This is a genomic window from Aquitalea aquatilis (genome assembly GCF_005155025.1).
In the GTDB taxonomy this organism is placed as follows: Bacteria; Pseudomonadota; Gammaproteobacteria; order Burkholderiales; family Chromobacteriaceae; genus Aquitalea; species Aquitalea aquatilis.
In genome coordinates this window covers 2,960,793-2,974,062 of record NZ_CP039731.1, presented here as the reverse complement: position 1 = coordinate 2,974,062, position 13,270 = coordinate 2,960,793, and the positions used below count along the sequence as shown (strand labels likewise).

Sequence of the window (13,270 nt, the reverse complement as noted above, 5' to 3'; positions counted from 1 at the left end):
GTCAGTTGTTCCACTTCTTGACAGGCTGTCTGCACCGTTTTTTGTGCCGGAAAGCCCTGCCTGTAGCAGGCGAAGACAGAAGCTGCGTCCATCCCGAAATTTGCCGAAAACGGCGTTTCAGAGTTATCAAATCAAATTATCACTACGCTAGTCACAAAAAGTCAAAAAGGCACTGATAAATGGTTTTTCGTAAAAGCCTGACCCGAGAATTGACTTTTACCGCCCTGGGCGTATTTGTCGTCCTGCTGGCCATCATTCTCTCCACCCAGGCGATCAATTTGCTGGGCCGCGCCGCCGAAGGGCAAATCGCCAACGAGGCGGTTACTGCACTGATCGGTTTCTGGGCGCTCGGCCTGTTTCCGCTGCTGATGATCCTCACCGTTTTCGTCACCGTGCTGGTGGTGATGACCCGTATCTGGCGCGATCACGAAATGGCGGTCTGGCTGTCTTCTGGCCTGTCGCTGCGCGACTGGGTGTGGCCGGTGATGCGTTTTACCATTCCGCTGGCCCTGCTGGTGGGCATTGTCTCGCTGTATATCGCACCCTGGGCAGAAGAACGCAGCCAAGTCTATGCCGAAATCCTCAAGCGGCGCGAAGAGATCAGCGCCATTGCGCCGGGCGTATTCAAGGAAAGTGGCTCTGGCAGCAAGGTGTACTTCATCGAAAGCTATGGCGGCGAGCATGGCTCGGCCACCAACATCTTCATGCAGGACATGAGCGAGGGCAAAGTATCCAGCATCTTTGCCAAGCGCGGCTACATTACCGTCAACGATGACAACGAGCGGGTGCTGGTGCTGGAAGATGGCCGGCGCTACGTGGGCGAGCCAGGCCAGTCCAACTACGAAGTCGGCAGCTTCAAGCGCTATAGCGTGGTCGTGGGCAATAACCAGAAGCTGGCCTCGCGCCCGAACAACCGTCAGGCGCAAAGCACCAGCACGCTGATTGGCAGCAGCGACCCGGCCTATCGCTCGGAGCTGGTATGGCGCCTGTCCATGCCGCTAAGCTGCCTGGTGCTGGCTTTCCTGGCCATTCCCTTGTCCTACTACAATCCACGCAGCGGCCATGCCCATAATCTGGTCGTCGCCCTGCTCGGCTTCTTCCTCTACCAGAACAGCCTGACCCTGGTGCGCAACTGGATTACCCAGGGCAAGGTGGGCATGGCCAGCATTCTGGTGGTGCATGTCATTGTGCTGATCATTGCCGTTTTGCTGCTGAAATACCGCGACCGCCCGGCCAATACCGTGCGCCAGACCCTGAAATACTTCCTGCACAAGCACAGAGCCCGATGAAACTGATTTATCGCTACATCATCAGCGCGCTGACCCAGTCCACGCTGTTTACCCTGGCAGCCCTGCTGGGCCTTTACGGGTTTTTCGACATCATCCATGAAGTGCCGGATCTGAACCAGGGCGGCTACCACATTGGCAAGATGCTGGCCTATATCGCCATGCAGGCTCCCGGCCATGCTTACGAGCTGATGCCGCTGGCGGTGCTGATCGGCGGCATGGTGGCCATGACCCAGCTGGCCAGCTCCAGTGAATACACGGTGATCCGCACCTGCGGCATCACCCTCGGCCAGATTGCCCGCACCCTGCTGCTGTTTGGACTGGGTTTCGCCATCCTGACCACCGCGCTGGGCGAATTCATCAGCCCCTACTCGCTGCAACAGGCCGAGCGCATGAAACTGTCGGCCATGCGCTCGATGGTGGCGCAGGAGTTCCGCTCCGGCATCTGGGTCAAGGACAACAATAATTTCATCAATGTGCACGAAATGCTGCCGGACACCACCCTGCTTGGCGTGCGCATCTATACCTATGACGACAATTACCAGCTGGTCACCACCCGCTATGCCGAACGTGGCAGCTTCTTGCGCGGCACCCATATCTGGCAGTTGAGCAATGTGGTGGAAACCCATCTGTATGCCGATCACACCGAAAGCAAGTCGGTGCCGCTGGCGCAATGGACCTCCATCATCGAGCCGGACATCCTGAATGTGCTGCTGGTGGTGCCAGAGCAAATGTCGGCCATGAGCCTGGTCAAATACATCGAACACCTGAGTGCCAACAAACAGCAAACCCAGCGCTACGACATCGCCCTGTGGGGCAAGCTGTTCTACCCCTTGGCCTGCGTGTCGATGGCACTGGTGGCCCTGGCGTTCACGCCGCAGCAGCGCCGCCACGGCCAGCTCGGCCTCAAGCTGTTTGCCGGCATCTGCCTGGGGGTGGGCTTCCACTTCATCAACCGCCTGTTCGGTCACCTGGGTTTGCTGTACAGCTGGAACCCGGTGATTTCGGCCACAGTGCCCACCTTGCTGTTTCTGTTCGCCGGCATCGCCCTCATCCTGAAACAGGAAAGACGCTGACATGGAAGAATCCACCACCGACCTGACCCAGGACCTGCGCAAACAGCTGGCCAGCCAGCGCCAACAGCTGGTTGAGCACTATCTGGGCGAACGCGACCCGCAGCACTATCTGGCGCAGCACAGTCTGGCGGTGGACCATATCCTGCAACAGCTGTGGCAACAGGCAGGGCTGGATGCCGATGCCACGCTGATTGCCGTCGGCGGCTACGGCCGTGGTCAGTTATTCCCCTGTTCCGACATCGACGTGCTGGTTTTGCTGCCCAGCCCCACCCCGGCCGCGCTGCCAGAGCGGGTGGCGGCACTGATCAGCCGCATGTGGGATATCGGGCTGGAAGTCGGCCACAGCGTACGCACCGTCGAAGAATGCCTGCAGGAAGCCGCTGCAGACATCACCATCGAAACCAATCTGCTGGAAAACCGCCTGATTGCCGGCGCGGCAGCGCCCTACCATCTGCTGATTTCCCGTCTCGATTGCCAGCGCGATCCGCTCGCCTTCTTCGAGGGCAAGACACTGGAGCAGCAGCAGCGTCACAACCGCCATTTTGGCGTCACCAACAATCTGGAACCCAATATCAAGGAAAGCCCGGGCGGCTTGCGTGATCTGCACACCATCTTGTGGATCAGCAAGGCCATCGGGCTGGGCGAAAACTGGAGCGATCTGGTCCAGCGCGGCATTCTGACCCAGGCCGAAGCCAGGCTGATCCACCATAGCGACCGCCAGCTGCAACGGCTACGCATCGACCTGCACATCCTGGCGCGCCGCCGCGAAGACCGGCTGATTTTCGACCTGCAGCAAAGCATGGGCCTGGCCTTCGGCCTGCAGGACACCCCAGCCAAGCGCGCCAGCGAACAGGTGATGCAGCTGTATTTCCGCTCGGCCAAGACGGTGAGCCAGCTCAACGGCATCCTGCTGCCCAATCTGCGTGCCCGGCTGTATTCGCAAGTGCCGCGCATCACCCAGAACCTGAACGAACGCTTTTACTCGGTCAACGGCATGCTGGGCATCCGCCGACCGGATGTATTCGAGAAAGAGCCGTCAGCCATTCTGGAAGCCTTCTACATGCTGCAACGCAATCCGGAACTGACCGGTTTTGCCCCGCGCATGTTGCGTGCGCTGTGGCATGGCCGCAGCCATATCAACGACCGCTTCCGCAAGAATCAGGAAAACCGTCGCCTGTTCATGCAGATGCTGCGCGAACCCGGCCTCACCCGCTGCCTGCGCCGCATGAATCTGTACGGCGTACTCGGCCGTTATCTGCCGGGCTTTGGCCGTATCGTCGGCCAGATGCAGCACGACCTGTTCCATGTCTACACCGTGGACGAACACATCCTGATGGTGGTGCGCAATCTGCGCCGCTTCGCCATCAGCGCCTTCAACCACGAATATCCCTTCCTGTCGAAGCTGATCAACGACTTCGAGCGCCCGGAAGTGCTGTATGTGGCCGGCCTGTTCCATGACATCGCCAAAGGCCGCGGCGGCGATCACTCCACCCTGGGCATGGTCGATGCCCGCGAGTTCTGCGAACAGCACGAACTGTCGGCCGAAGATACCGAACTGGTGGTGTGGCTGGTGGGGCAGCATCTGACCATGTCGAGCATCGCGCAGAAGCAGGACATCTACGACCCCGACATCATCCAGCGCTTTGCCGAACTGACGCAGACTCCGCGCCGGCTGGCGGCACTGTATCTGCTGTCGGTGGCGGACATTCGCGGCACCAGCCCCAAGGTATGGAATGCCTGGAAAGCCAAGCTGCTGGAAGACCTGTACAACGCCACCCTGCGCGTCTTGCTGCGCGGCGGCGAAGTGGACCTGAACTCGGAACTGGAAGAACGCAAGACCCAAGCCCTCAGCCTGCTGCGCCTGTATGCCGTACCGGCCGGCGTGGAGCAAAAGCTGTGGTCGCAGCTGGACATGCTGTACTTCCTGCGCCACGAGGCCAAGGAAATCGCCTGGCACGCCCGCATCCTCAACCGTTTCGTCAACATCGAAACGCCCATGGTGCGCGCCCGGCTGTCGGACGACCACGAAGGCATCCAGGTACTGATTTACACCCCGGACAAGCCAGAGCTATTCGCCCGTACCTGTGCCTTTTTCGGCCGCACCAATTACAGCATTGCCGATGCCAAGGTCTACACCACGCGCCACGGCTATGCGCTGGATACCTTTCATGTCTTCATTCCCGAGCACCACGACGGGGATTATCGCGACATGATCAACTTCATCGAATTCGAACTGGCCGAGTGCCTGCGACTGGAAACCCCACCGCCACCGCCAGCCAACGGCCGCATCAGCCGCCATCTGAAGCACTTCCCCATCGCGCCGCAAGTGCTGATCCGCCCGGACGACAAGGACAATTACTATGTCCTGTCCATCGTCGCCGGCGACCGGCCCGGCCTGCTGGCCCGCATTGCCAAGGTGCTGGCGGACTACCGTCTGAGCGTGCAGTCGGCCAAGATCATGACCCTGGGCAGCCGTGCGGAAGACTCCTTCCTGATCAGCGGCCCCGGCCTGAAGGACAACAAGACGGTGCTGGCACTGGAAAGTGCGCTGATCGCCGCCCTACGCATCTGAATGTTGCCAGGCCGCCCACCGCAGCCCGGCACAGGCTTTGACCGCAGGCCCCGGCCACCGTATGCTGAGCGATCAACTTACGCAAACGTAATGCCATGCTCTATTTCGAAGACCTGACCGCCGGCCGCCGGTTTCACACCGCCAGCCACACCATCACGCAGGACGAAATCATCCATTTCTCCCGCCAATTCGACCCGCAACCCTTCCATACCGACCCGGAAGCCGCCAAGGCCAGCTTTTTCAACGGGCTGGCGGCATCAGGCTGGCACACCAGCAGCCTGACCATGAGCCTGATCACCGCCAGCGAGCTGAAAAATGTCGCCAATGGCCTGATCGGCATGGGTATCAAGGAAGTGCGCTGGCCACAGCCCACCCGCCCGGGCGATACCCTGCGTGCGGAAATCGAAGTGCTGACCAGCAAACGCTCGAGCAGTCAGCCGGGTTTTGGCGTCGTACAACTGCGCTGGACTACCCGCAACCAGCACGACGACATCGCCATGCAGCTGGAAACCTCGATCTGGGTTGCCTGCCACCCCACATCCTGAGCACCGCCCGTCACCACGCATGAAAAAACCTGCCGTCCGCAAGGGAGGGCAGGTTTTTTCATGCTCAGCCAGCGTCAGTAGCCGCTCAGCGCTGTTGCCATTTACTAAAGGTATCGGTCAGTTGCGCCAGATCGACCGAGGTCTCGGCCAGATGGCTGGCACTGTCGCCAATCGACTGCGTGGTGTGCAGATCCTGTTCGGACAGCGCATTCAATTGCTCCAGCGCTGCCGCCATCACATTGATGGAGTCGGACTTGCTGCCCATCTCCCGCGCCAGCTGCTGCGCCTGCTGGCTGGACTGTTCCGCCGCCTCGATCAGGCCCTGCAGATTGCCGGACGACAGACGGATCTGGCCATTGACCTCATCCACCTCCTCCACCGTGGCATCCATGCTGCTGACGGCCGAATGGGTAATCTTGCCGATTTCCTCGACGATGCCGCCAATGGAGTCTGTGGTCTTGGTGGTGCGCTCGGCCAGCTTTCTTACCTCATCGGCCACCACGGCAAAGCCGCGACCCATTTCTCCGGCTCGGGCGGCCTCAATGGCCGCGTTCAGCGCCAGCAGATTGGTCTGATCGGCGATCTCGCGGATCAGCGTGGTCATGCTGCGGATGCGGATCATCGCTTCGTCCAGCTCCACCATGGCACCACGTGACTGCGACACCACGCTCACCGCCCGCTGCGCCGCTGTCGTCGCCGCATCCATGGTCTGCCGCCCTTCGCGCGCCACCTGCTGGGTGTGTTGCGAGTCTTGCTGATTGTGTTCGGCCAAGCGCACCACATCCTGCACCGCCAGGCTGAGGGACTCCATATTGTGGCTGATCTGATTCAAGCCCTGGCGCTGCTCCACCGAGCGCTCCTGCAGCGCATGCATGTCATCCAGCAGCCCATGTGCCTGCTGCTTGGTGTAATGGCTGGCGCGCATCACATCGGCAATGGTGGCGCGGTAATGAATGCGCAAGGCCTCCAGCGAAGCCAGCACCTTGCCCAGCAAGCCACCTTCATGCGCCTGGATGGCATGATCCAGCCGGCCTTCCTGCAAGTCCTGGAAACGGCCATCCAGCACAGCCAGCGCAGAACGTATGCGCAACCAAGCCCAGGCAGCACTCCCCAGTGCCAGCAGGCTGCCGCCCACCCCCACGGTTTCACGCACCAGCTGCATGGAGTCAGGCAGGAAAAACGAAACCACGGCTACTGTCGAGCCAAGCAAGGCCAGTACCGGGGCGATTTTCAGCACATCGCGCTGCCTGGCATAGCGCTGCAGCGTGGAAGGCAGGGTCGCCTGCTTGTCCATCACTTGCCGGTATAGCGCAGCCGCCCCGTCCACATCCTGCCGTGACGGCCTGGAGCGTACCGACATATAACCCACGATGCGGCCGTGCTCGGTAATCGGCGTGACATAGGCTTCCACCCAGTAGAAGTCACCGTTCTTGGCCCGATTTTTCACAATGCCGCGCCAGGGTTTGCCTGCCTTTACCGTATCCCACAAGTCAGCGAAGGCTTCCACCGGCATGTCCGGATGCCGCACCATATTGTGGTTCTTGCCCAGCAGCTCAGCTTCGCTAAAACCGCTGATTTCAATAAAGGCACGGTTGGCGTAAGTGATGCTGCCCTTCACATCCGTCTTGGTGACGATGGGATTGACAGGATCGACGCTCAACTCATTGGTGGTGACAGGCAGATTGATCTTCATTTGATGTGTTTTCTTACGCTAATTTTAATTATTTGAAACAAATTATTTAATCAGCTCATTCTAACAACAAAGCACTAGCCTTAGCATATGAAACCTGCCATCAATTACCAGCCACGTGCACAAATAAAAACCCGCGCAAGGCGGGTATGGATTAACAGCTGGCACCAAGCGCCAGTACACAAACTGGCGACCTGAGCAACAGACAGTTTCAGCGAGAAACCTGGATCATGGCTGCGCTTTTCAAGGCTGCCAAATCACGGCCGCCGGCATAGCTCACCGATGACTGCAGGTCTTCCTTCAGTTCACGCAGCAGCTTGCCAATACTCCCCTTGTATTCCACCAGGATTTTCTTGCCCTCGACATTCACATAAGCCCCCTTGTTGAACTGCGAGGCGCTGCCAAAGTACTCCTTGTAATGCTTGCCGTTGATTTCAACAATTTCACCGGCAGACTCGTCATAGCCGGCGAACAGCGAGCCCGCCATGATCATGCTGGCACCACAGGCCAAGGCCTTGGCCATGTCGCCATGCTCGACGATGCCACCATCGGCAATCACCGGCACCTGCACCGCAGCAGCGCAGTCCTTGACCGTACTCACCATCGGGCGATGAAAGCCGGTCTTGTTCTTGGTAATGCAGACACGACCACCGGCAATCCCCGCCTTGATGGCATCGCAGCCCCAGCTTTCCAGATCACGCGCTGCCTCGGCCGTGGCGATATTGCCGCCAATCAGGAAGCTGCCGGGAAACTGCTGCTTGATGTGCTTGATCATGCGCTCGGCCTTGACACACCAGGCATTGGCCACGTCCAGGGTGATGTATTCCGGCGTCAGACCGGCGGCTTTCAGCTCAGCCAGTTGCTGCAAGGTATCGTCGTTGACGCCAACACTGATGGAAGCAAACAGCCCTTTTTCCTGCATGGCTGCCGTAAAGCGGCAAGCATCCACATTGAAGCGGTGCATGGTGTAGAACCAGCCCAGGCGGGCAAACGCTTCGCAGGTTTCCTCATCGACTACCGATTTCATATTCGAAGGGTAGATCGGCATGTCAAAGCGACGCGGTCCGAATTGCACCGAGGTATCGCACTCCTTGCGGCTGTCGACAACGGTTTTCTTGGGGACGAGGTACACGTCGCCATAGTTCAGTTCGGTAGTAATCATGCAAGTATTCCCTTCAGGCTGTAGTCGATAAAAATGCAGGGGCCCCAATAAAAAACGGGAGCCTCATGGGCTCCCGTTTACGGATTCTCCTGCGACGCCTCTCTTGGGCTCGCACGCAATGTCGAACCAAATCTACGCCGGCAATTTCTTCACGTCAAGCAATTATTTCTTCAAGTGAAGATTTATTTATCGAACCAGCAACCATCTTGCGGCTCGCCCAACCACTGCAAAATGGGCTTCCAGGCATCCCTATCCTTCTGGGTGCGCGAAGCTGGCAAGTCGAACAAGGTCATGCCAGAAGCCGCCGCCTGCACATACAGCTGGGTATCACGCAGCCAGCTCAGTACCGGCACATCGTGCTCGGCCAGAAAACGCTCCAGCTCCTTGGCCGAACGGGTGCGCGGATCAACCCGCATGCCAACTACAGCCATGAATACCTTGTTCTTGCGGACCGCTTTTTCCGCCAGCAGCTGTTCAAAAAACTCGCCACTGGCCCACATATCGAAAGGAGAAGGCTGAATCGGGATGATGATGCGCTCGACCCGCGCGATCAGGGAGGCCATTTTTTTGCCGTGCAAGCCGGCACCACTGTCCAGAACGATGACTTCAGTCCCCTTGGGCGGCTTGGCCGGCGTACCGGCAGACACTTCCCAGCCCTGAATCGCCGGCAATGTCGGAGCCCTTTCCTGCAACCAGCGCAATGAGGACTGCTGACGATCCACGTCGCCCAGCATGACATTACGACCGGAACAGGCAAAGTAACCTGCCAGATTGGTGGCTAAAGTTGACTTGCCACTACCACCCTTAGGATTCGCTACCAGCACAGACTGCACAATGGACCTCGCTCACTTGGTGATCGACCCACTATACCAGAGTCATCATGCTTGCAGGCAGGGGCTTGCCACATTAGGCTGACACGCTGGAGGAAAGCAAACCAATGAATTCAAACATGCAAGCCATCCTGTTCGACATGGATGGTCTGATGATCGACACCGAGAGCGTCAGCGGCCAGTCCTGGCTGCGCGCTGCCGCTGAAATCGGCGTTCCCATCCCCGAACATGTGATCCTGGGCATGGTCGGGCTGTCGGTAAACAAGAGCCTCGACCATGTCGCTGCCCACTTTCAGGACCGTAGCCTTGCCGAGAAACTGAGCCAGCGCTGCCGCCACCACTACCATCAGCTGATGAGCACGGGTGAACTCAAGCTCAAGACCGGCATCATCGAGGTGCTGGACTGGGTGCAAAGCCAGGCCATTCCACACGCAGTGGCCACCTCCACCCAGCGCCTGATGTGTGATCTCAAACTGCAACGTACCGGGCTGGGGCCTTATTTCCAGCACACCGTTGCCGGCGACGAAGTAGCCAATACCAAACCCGCACCAGACGTCTATCTGGCCGCAGCAGCCCTGCTGGACATCACACCGCAAGCCTGCGTGGTACTGGAAGATTCGCTGATCGGCATGCAGGCGGCGCTGGCTGCCGGCATGCGGGTGATTCTGGTGCCGGACATGGTCAAGCCAGCCGCACATGAAACAGCCGGTGCGCTGGCGGTATGCGAAGACCTGCACCAGGCCTTGGCACTGCTACAGACACTGTAAACCACTGCTCCCAAGGAAAAGGGGCCACTGCAATGCAGCGGCCCCTTTTCACGCCTTGCCGGGCTTCAACCCTCTGCACAAATGCGGGCGATCAGCTCGTCACGTACATCTTCATATTGCTCGACGCCAATCTGGCAAGTACCGGCTGCCTCATGGCCACCACCGCCGTATTGCAGCATCAGCGCGCCAACATTGGTACGGCAGCCGCGGTCGATGATCGACTTGCCGGTGGCAAACACGATGTTCTGCTTGTTCAGACCCCACATCATGTGGATGGAGATATTGCACTGCGGGTACATGGCATAGACCAGAAAGCGGTTGGCCGGGTAGATGGTTTCTTCCTGCAGCAGATCAAGCAGCAGCAGATTGTCATGCACCTGGGCACAGCGCTGGATCTGTTCGCGGGCCTGCTCTTCGTATTCCCGATACAGATCAACCCGCTCCTTGACGTCGGGCAGGGCCAGAATTTCTTCAATACTGTGATCGCGGCAATAGCCGATCAGGTCCATCATCAGTTGATAGTTGCTGACGGTGAAATTGCGGAAACGGCCCAGCCCGGTGCGGGCATCCATCAGGTAATTGAGCAATACCCAACCCGTTGGATTAAGGATTTCGTCGCGGGAAAACTGGGCAGAATCGGCCTTGTCCACCGCATCCATCATTTCGTCGCTGATACGGGTAAACACCTGCTTGCCGCCGAAATGGTCGTACACCACACGCGCCGCGGATGGTGCTGACGGATCGATGATGTGGTTATCGTGCTGGCCGTTGCGCAGCGTCTCCGACAGGTGGTGATCAAAGGCCAGATAGGCGCCCGGCACATACGGCAGATTGGTGGTGATATCACGTTCGGTGATTTCCACCTTGCCATCCTGCATATCCTTGGGGTGAACAAACTTGATTTCATTCACCATGCCCAGCTCGTTCAGCAGCACGGCGCAGACCAGGCCGTCAAAATCACTGCGCGTTACCAGGCGGTATTGCTGTTGCGACATTATTTTCTCCCCGAGATCAAAACATACCCGCGATACAAACCTGCCACCCCGCGGCGACAGGCCACATCAACTCTCATCCGTCATGAAATATACCTCACCCGCCAGCAGATCGTACAAGCGAGTTTGCAGCGCCTGGCTCTGCGCCTGCGGCATCGACAGCGTCAACACGACATGCTCGCCATATTCGACCGCGATCACACTGATTGCCAGCTCGGCACAGCAATGGCGCAAGCGTGATTCACTGGCAAAACCCACCCGGGCCAGACAGCTTTGCATCAGCACCACCGGCTGCAGCAGCGCCGTTTGCAATGCCGCATTGACCGCCTGGGTATAGGCGCGCACCAGGCCACCCGCCCCCAGCTTGATACCGCCGAAATAGCGCACCACCACCGCCAGTACATTGTGCAGTTGCTTGTGCATCAACACGTTGTACATGGGGCGGGCCGCCGTACCGGACGGCTCGCCGTCATCATCCAGCATGGAGTCACCACTCACCAGCAGCACCGCACAGTAATGGCGGGCATCAGGCCATTGTCGCCGCAGGGCGGCCAGATGCACCAGGGCCTCATCCCGGCTCTGTACCGGATACAAAGCGGCGATGAAGCGGCTTTTCTTGATTTCGATTTCCGCCACGACAGGCGCTGCCAGCTGAAACATTATTACGCTTTCCATGGTCAAAGCTGATGGATTGGCCTGCATGGTAACGCCATTCCACACCAGCTGCCTGCGCAAGCAGGCCAACATCACCAAAGGGAGCCACACCATGCAAGCCCTGCTGATTGTCCTTGCCCTGTTAGTGGAAGCACTCTGGCTGGCACTGGACAAGTGCTGGCTTGATAGGGAACAAGAAGCCGTGCTGGCCAGATACCTGCCCGACCGTGATCACTACTGAAAGCAGTTGTCAGCCGCCGCATTCGGCATGAGAATGCCAAATCTATCGTCATGAAAGACGCTTAACCTTGACCCATACCATCTGGCTGGTCGCCGCCCTGCTGGCACTGATTGCAGAATTCATGTCGGGCACCTTCTACCTGCTGGTGCTGGCGATTGCCCTGGCGGTTGCCGGGCTGGGTAGCCTGGCCGGTGCCAGCGAGGCGATCTGCTGGTTGCTGGCCAGCCTTAGCGGCAGCATCGGGGTGTTCTGCGTGGCACGCTGGCGCACCCGTCAGCGCCGCAGCAATCACACTATTCGGCCGGCGGATGATCCTGATATCGGCCAGACGGTACGCATCAGCGCACTGCTGGATGGCGGACTGGCCCGTGTACATTATCGCGGCACCGAATGGCAGGCTCAGCTTGCCGGTGACGGCCCCTGGCAGGTAGGCATGCAGGCTTATATCCATAGCCGCGACGGCAATGTGCTGATTCTCTCCCTCACGCAAACGGAAACCCGATAATCATGGAATTCGTCATCATTCTGTTCCTGGCCGTAGTGGTATTCATCATCAAGTCGGTCAAGGTAGTCCCGCAGCAGCATGCCTATATTGTCGAACGCCTGGGCCGTTATCACGCCACGCTGACGCCGGGCCTCAACATCCTCATCCCCTTCATCGACCGCCTGGCCTACAAGCACAGCCTGAAGGAAGTACCGCTGGATGTACCCAGCCAGATCTGCATCACCCGCGACAATACCCAGCTGAAAGTGGACGGCATCCTGTACTTCCAGGTCACCGATCCGCAGCGCGCGTCCTATGGCACCAGCGACTACCTGCTGGCCATCACCCAGCTGTCGCAAACCACGCTGCGCTCGGTCATCGGCAAGATGGAACTGGACAAAACCTTCGAAGAACGCGACGAGATCAACCAGATCGTGGTGGCCTCGCTCGATGAAGCCGCCATCAACTGGGGGGTGAAGGTATTGCGCTATGAAATCAAGGACCTGGTACCGCCGCAGGACATCCTGCACTCGATGCAGGCACAGATCACCGCCGAGCGGGAAAAGCGCGCCCGCATCGCCCAGTCCGAAGGGGTGAAGATGGAGCAGATCAACCTGGCCAACGGTGCCCGCGAAGCAGCCATCCAGAAATCACAGGGCGAGATGCAGGCCACCATCAATAATTCCGAAGGCAACAAGCAGGCCGCCATCAACAAGGCCCAGGGCGAGGCCGAGGCACTGCGCCTGGTGGCCGATGCCACGGCCGACGCCGTGCGCCGCGTGGCCGAGTCGATCAAGGTGGACGGCGGCATCGAAGCGGTCAACCTGAAGGTAGCCGAGCAATATGTCGCGGCCTTCGCCCAGCTGGCCAAGCAGAACAACACCGTCATCCTGCCCGCCAATGTGGCCGATGTCAGCTCGCTGGTGGCCACCGCCCTAAGCGTGGTGAAGCAAAGCAATCGTTAACATTTT

General features: G+C 59.1%; 13 protein-coding genes. 8 read left to right on the top strand and 5 right to left on the bottom strand.

Annotation, left to right across the window (positions count from 1 at the left end; all coding sequences use genetic code 11):
- Positions 1-179 precede the first annotated feature (179 nt).
- The 4 genes from lptF to FAZ30_RS14030 all read left to right on the top strand — a co-directional run bounded on the left by lptF (position 180) and on the right by FAZ30_RS14030 (position 5,479).
- Positions 180-1,289, top strand: coding sequence for an LPS export ABC transporter permease LptF (gene lptF / locus FAZ30_RS14045; protein WP_124643460.1), 1,110 nt, complete (start codon positions 180-182; stop codon positions 1,287-1,289).
- Entirely contained in the window at positions 1,286-2,362 is a 1,077-nt protein-coding gene (lptG, locus tag FAZ30_RS14040; protein WP_124643459.1) for an LPS export ABC transporter permease LptG, read from the top strand. The genes lptF and lptG overlap by 4 nt, the downstream gene beginning before the upstream one ends.
- A 1-nt stretch (position 2,363) precedes the next feature.
- The gene (locus FAZ30_RS14035) at positions 2,364-4,934 is read left to right on the top strand and encodes a [protein-PII] uridylyltransferase (RefSeq protein ID WP_124643458.1); all 2,571 of its coding nucleotides are present in this window, start codon (positions 2,364-2,366) and stop codon (positions 4,932-4,934) included.
- A gap of 95 nt (positions 4,935-5,029) precedes the next feature.
- Positions 5,030-5,479, top strand: coding sequence for a MaoC family dehydratase (locus FAZ30_RS14030; protein WP_124643457.1), 450 nt, complete (start codon positions 5,030-5,032; stop codon positions 5,477-5,479).
- 85 nt (positions 5,480-5,564) lie between these two features.
- On the opposite strand, the gene FAZ30_RS14025 is transcribed toward FAZ30_RS14030, so the two are convergent.
- From FAZ30_RS14025 to FAZ30_RS14015, 3 genes are all read right to left on the bottom strand, one after another.
- Complete coding sequence (locus FAZ30_RS14025) at positions 5,565-7,172, bottom strand: methyl-accepting chemotaxis protein (protein WP_124643456.1); 1,608 nt, start codon at positions 7,170-7,172, stop codon at positions 5,565-5,567.
- A 208-nt stretch (positions 7,173-7,380) separates the two neighbouring features.
- A complete protein-coding gene (locus FAZ30_RS14020; RefSeq protein WP_124643455.1) occupies positions 7,381-8,331 on the bottom strand; it encodes a GMP reductase in 951 nt (316 codons plus the stop codon).
- A gap of 182 nt (positions 8,332-8,513) precedes the next feature.
- Positions 8,514-9,155 (bottom strand): nucleotide-binding protein, encoded by a 642-nt coding sequence (locus FAZ30_RS14015; protein WP_233578415.1) that lies wholly within the window; start codon positions 9,153-9,155, stop codon positions 8,514-8,516.
- Between the two features lie 113 nt (positions 9,156-9,268).
- On the opposite strand from FAZ30_RS14015, the gene FAZ30_RS14010 reads away from it, so the two are divergent.
- On the top strand, positions 9,269-9,928 hold the full coding sequence (locus FAZ30_RS14010) for an HAD family hydrolase (RefSeq protein ID WP_124643453.1): 660 nt from the start codon (positions 9,269-9,271) through the stop codon (positions 9,926-9,928).
- Positions 9,929-9,993: 65 nt separating this feature from the next.
- Here the strand turns inward: FAZ30_RS14010 and FAZ30_RS14005 are convergent, their stop codons facing one another.
- Positions 9,994-10,923 carry an exopolyphosphatase gene (locus FAZ30_RS14005; protein WP_124643452.1) on the bottom strand — a complete coding sequence of 310 codons (930 nt, stop codon included), beginning with the start codon at positions 10,921-10,923 and terminating at the stop codon, positions 9,994-9,996.
- Between the two features lie 66 nt (positions 10,924-10,989).
- Positions 10,990-11,580, bottom strand: a complete 591-nt coding sequence (locus tag FAZ30_RS14000; protein WP_124643451.1) for an IMPACT family protein — start codon at positions 11,578-11,580, stop codon at positions 10,990-10,992.
- Between the two features lie 40 nt (positions 11,581-11,620).
- Here FAZ30_RS14000 and FAZ30_RS13995 point away from each other — a divergent pair, with 40 nt between their 5' ends.
- The 3 genes from FAZ30_RS13995 (at position 11,621) to FAZ30_RS13985 (ending at position 13,264) form a co-directional block, all read left to right on the top strand.
- Positions 11,621-11,815: a hypothetical protein gene (locus FAZ30_RS13995; protein ID WP_124643450.1), complete on the top strand. Its 195-nt coding sequence runs from the start codon at positions 11,621-11,623 to the stop codon at positions 11,813-11,815.
- Between the two features lie 67 nt (positions 11,816-11,882).
- Positions 11,883-12,320: an NfeD family protein gene (locus FAZ30_RS13990; protein ID WP_124643449.1), complete on the top strand. Its 438-nt coding sequence runs from the start codon at positions 11,883-11,885 to the stop codon at positions 12,318-12,320.
- A 2-nt stretch (positions 12,321-12,322) separates the two neighbouring features.
- Positions 12,323-13,264: an SPFH domain-containing protein gene (locus tag FAZ30_RS13985; RefSeq protein WP_124643448.1), complete on the top strand. Its 942-nt coding sequence runs from the start codon at positions 12,323-12,325 to the stop codon at positions 13,262-13,264.
- Positions 13,265-13,270 lie beyond the last annotated feature (6 nt).

Coding starts and splice junctions, on each gene's coding strand:
- lptF (WP_124643460.1), top strand. CDS start 180: ATGGTTTTTCGTAAAAGCCTGACCCGAGAATTGACTTTTACCGCCCTG.
- lptG (WP_124643459.1), top strand. CDS start 1,286: ATGAAACTGATTTATCGCTACATCATCAGCGCGCTGACCCAGTCCACG.
- FAZ30_RS14035 (WP_124643458.1), top strand. CDS start 2,364: ATGGAAGAATCCACCACCGACCTGACCCAGGACCTGCGCAAACAGCTG.
- FAZ30_RS14030 (WP_124643457.1), top strand. CDS start 5,030: ATGCTCTATTTCGAAGACCTGACCGCCGGCCGCCGGTTTCACACCGCC.
- FAZ30_RS14025 (WP_124643456.1), bottom strand. CDS start 7,172: ATGAAGATCAATCTGCCTGTCACCACCAATGAGTTGAGCGTCGATCCT.
- FAZ30_RS14020 (WP_124643455.1), bottom strand. CDS start 8,331: ATGATTACTACCGAACTGAACTATGGCGACGTGTACCTCGTCCCCAAG.
- FAZ30_RS14010 (WP_124643453.1), top strand. CDS start 9,269: ATGAATTCAAACATGCAAGCCATCCTGTTCGACATGGATGGTCTGATG.
- FAZ30_RS14005 (WP_124643452.1), bottom strand. CDS start 10,923: ATGTCGCAACAGCAATACCGCCTGGTAACGCGCAGTGATTTTGACGGC.
- FAZ30_RS14000 (WP_124643451.1), bottom strand. CDS start 11,580: ATGTTTCAGCTGGCAGCGCCTGTCGTGGCGGAAATCGAAATCAAGAAA.
- FAZ30_RS13995 (WP_124643450.1), top strand. CDS start 11,621: ATGGTAACGCCATTCCACACCAGCTGCCTGCGCAAGCAGGCCAACATC.
- FAZ30_RS13985 (WP_124643448.1), top strand. CDS start 12,323: ATGGAATTCGTCATCATTCTGTTCCTGGCCGTAGTGGTATTCATCATC.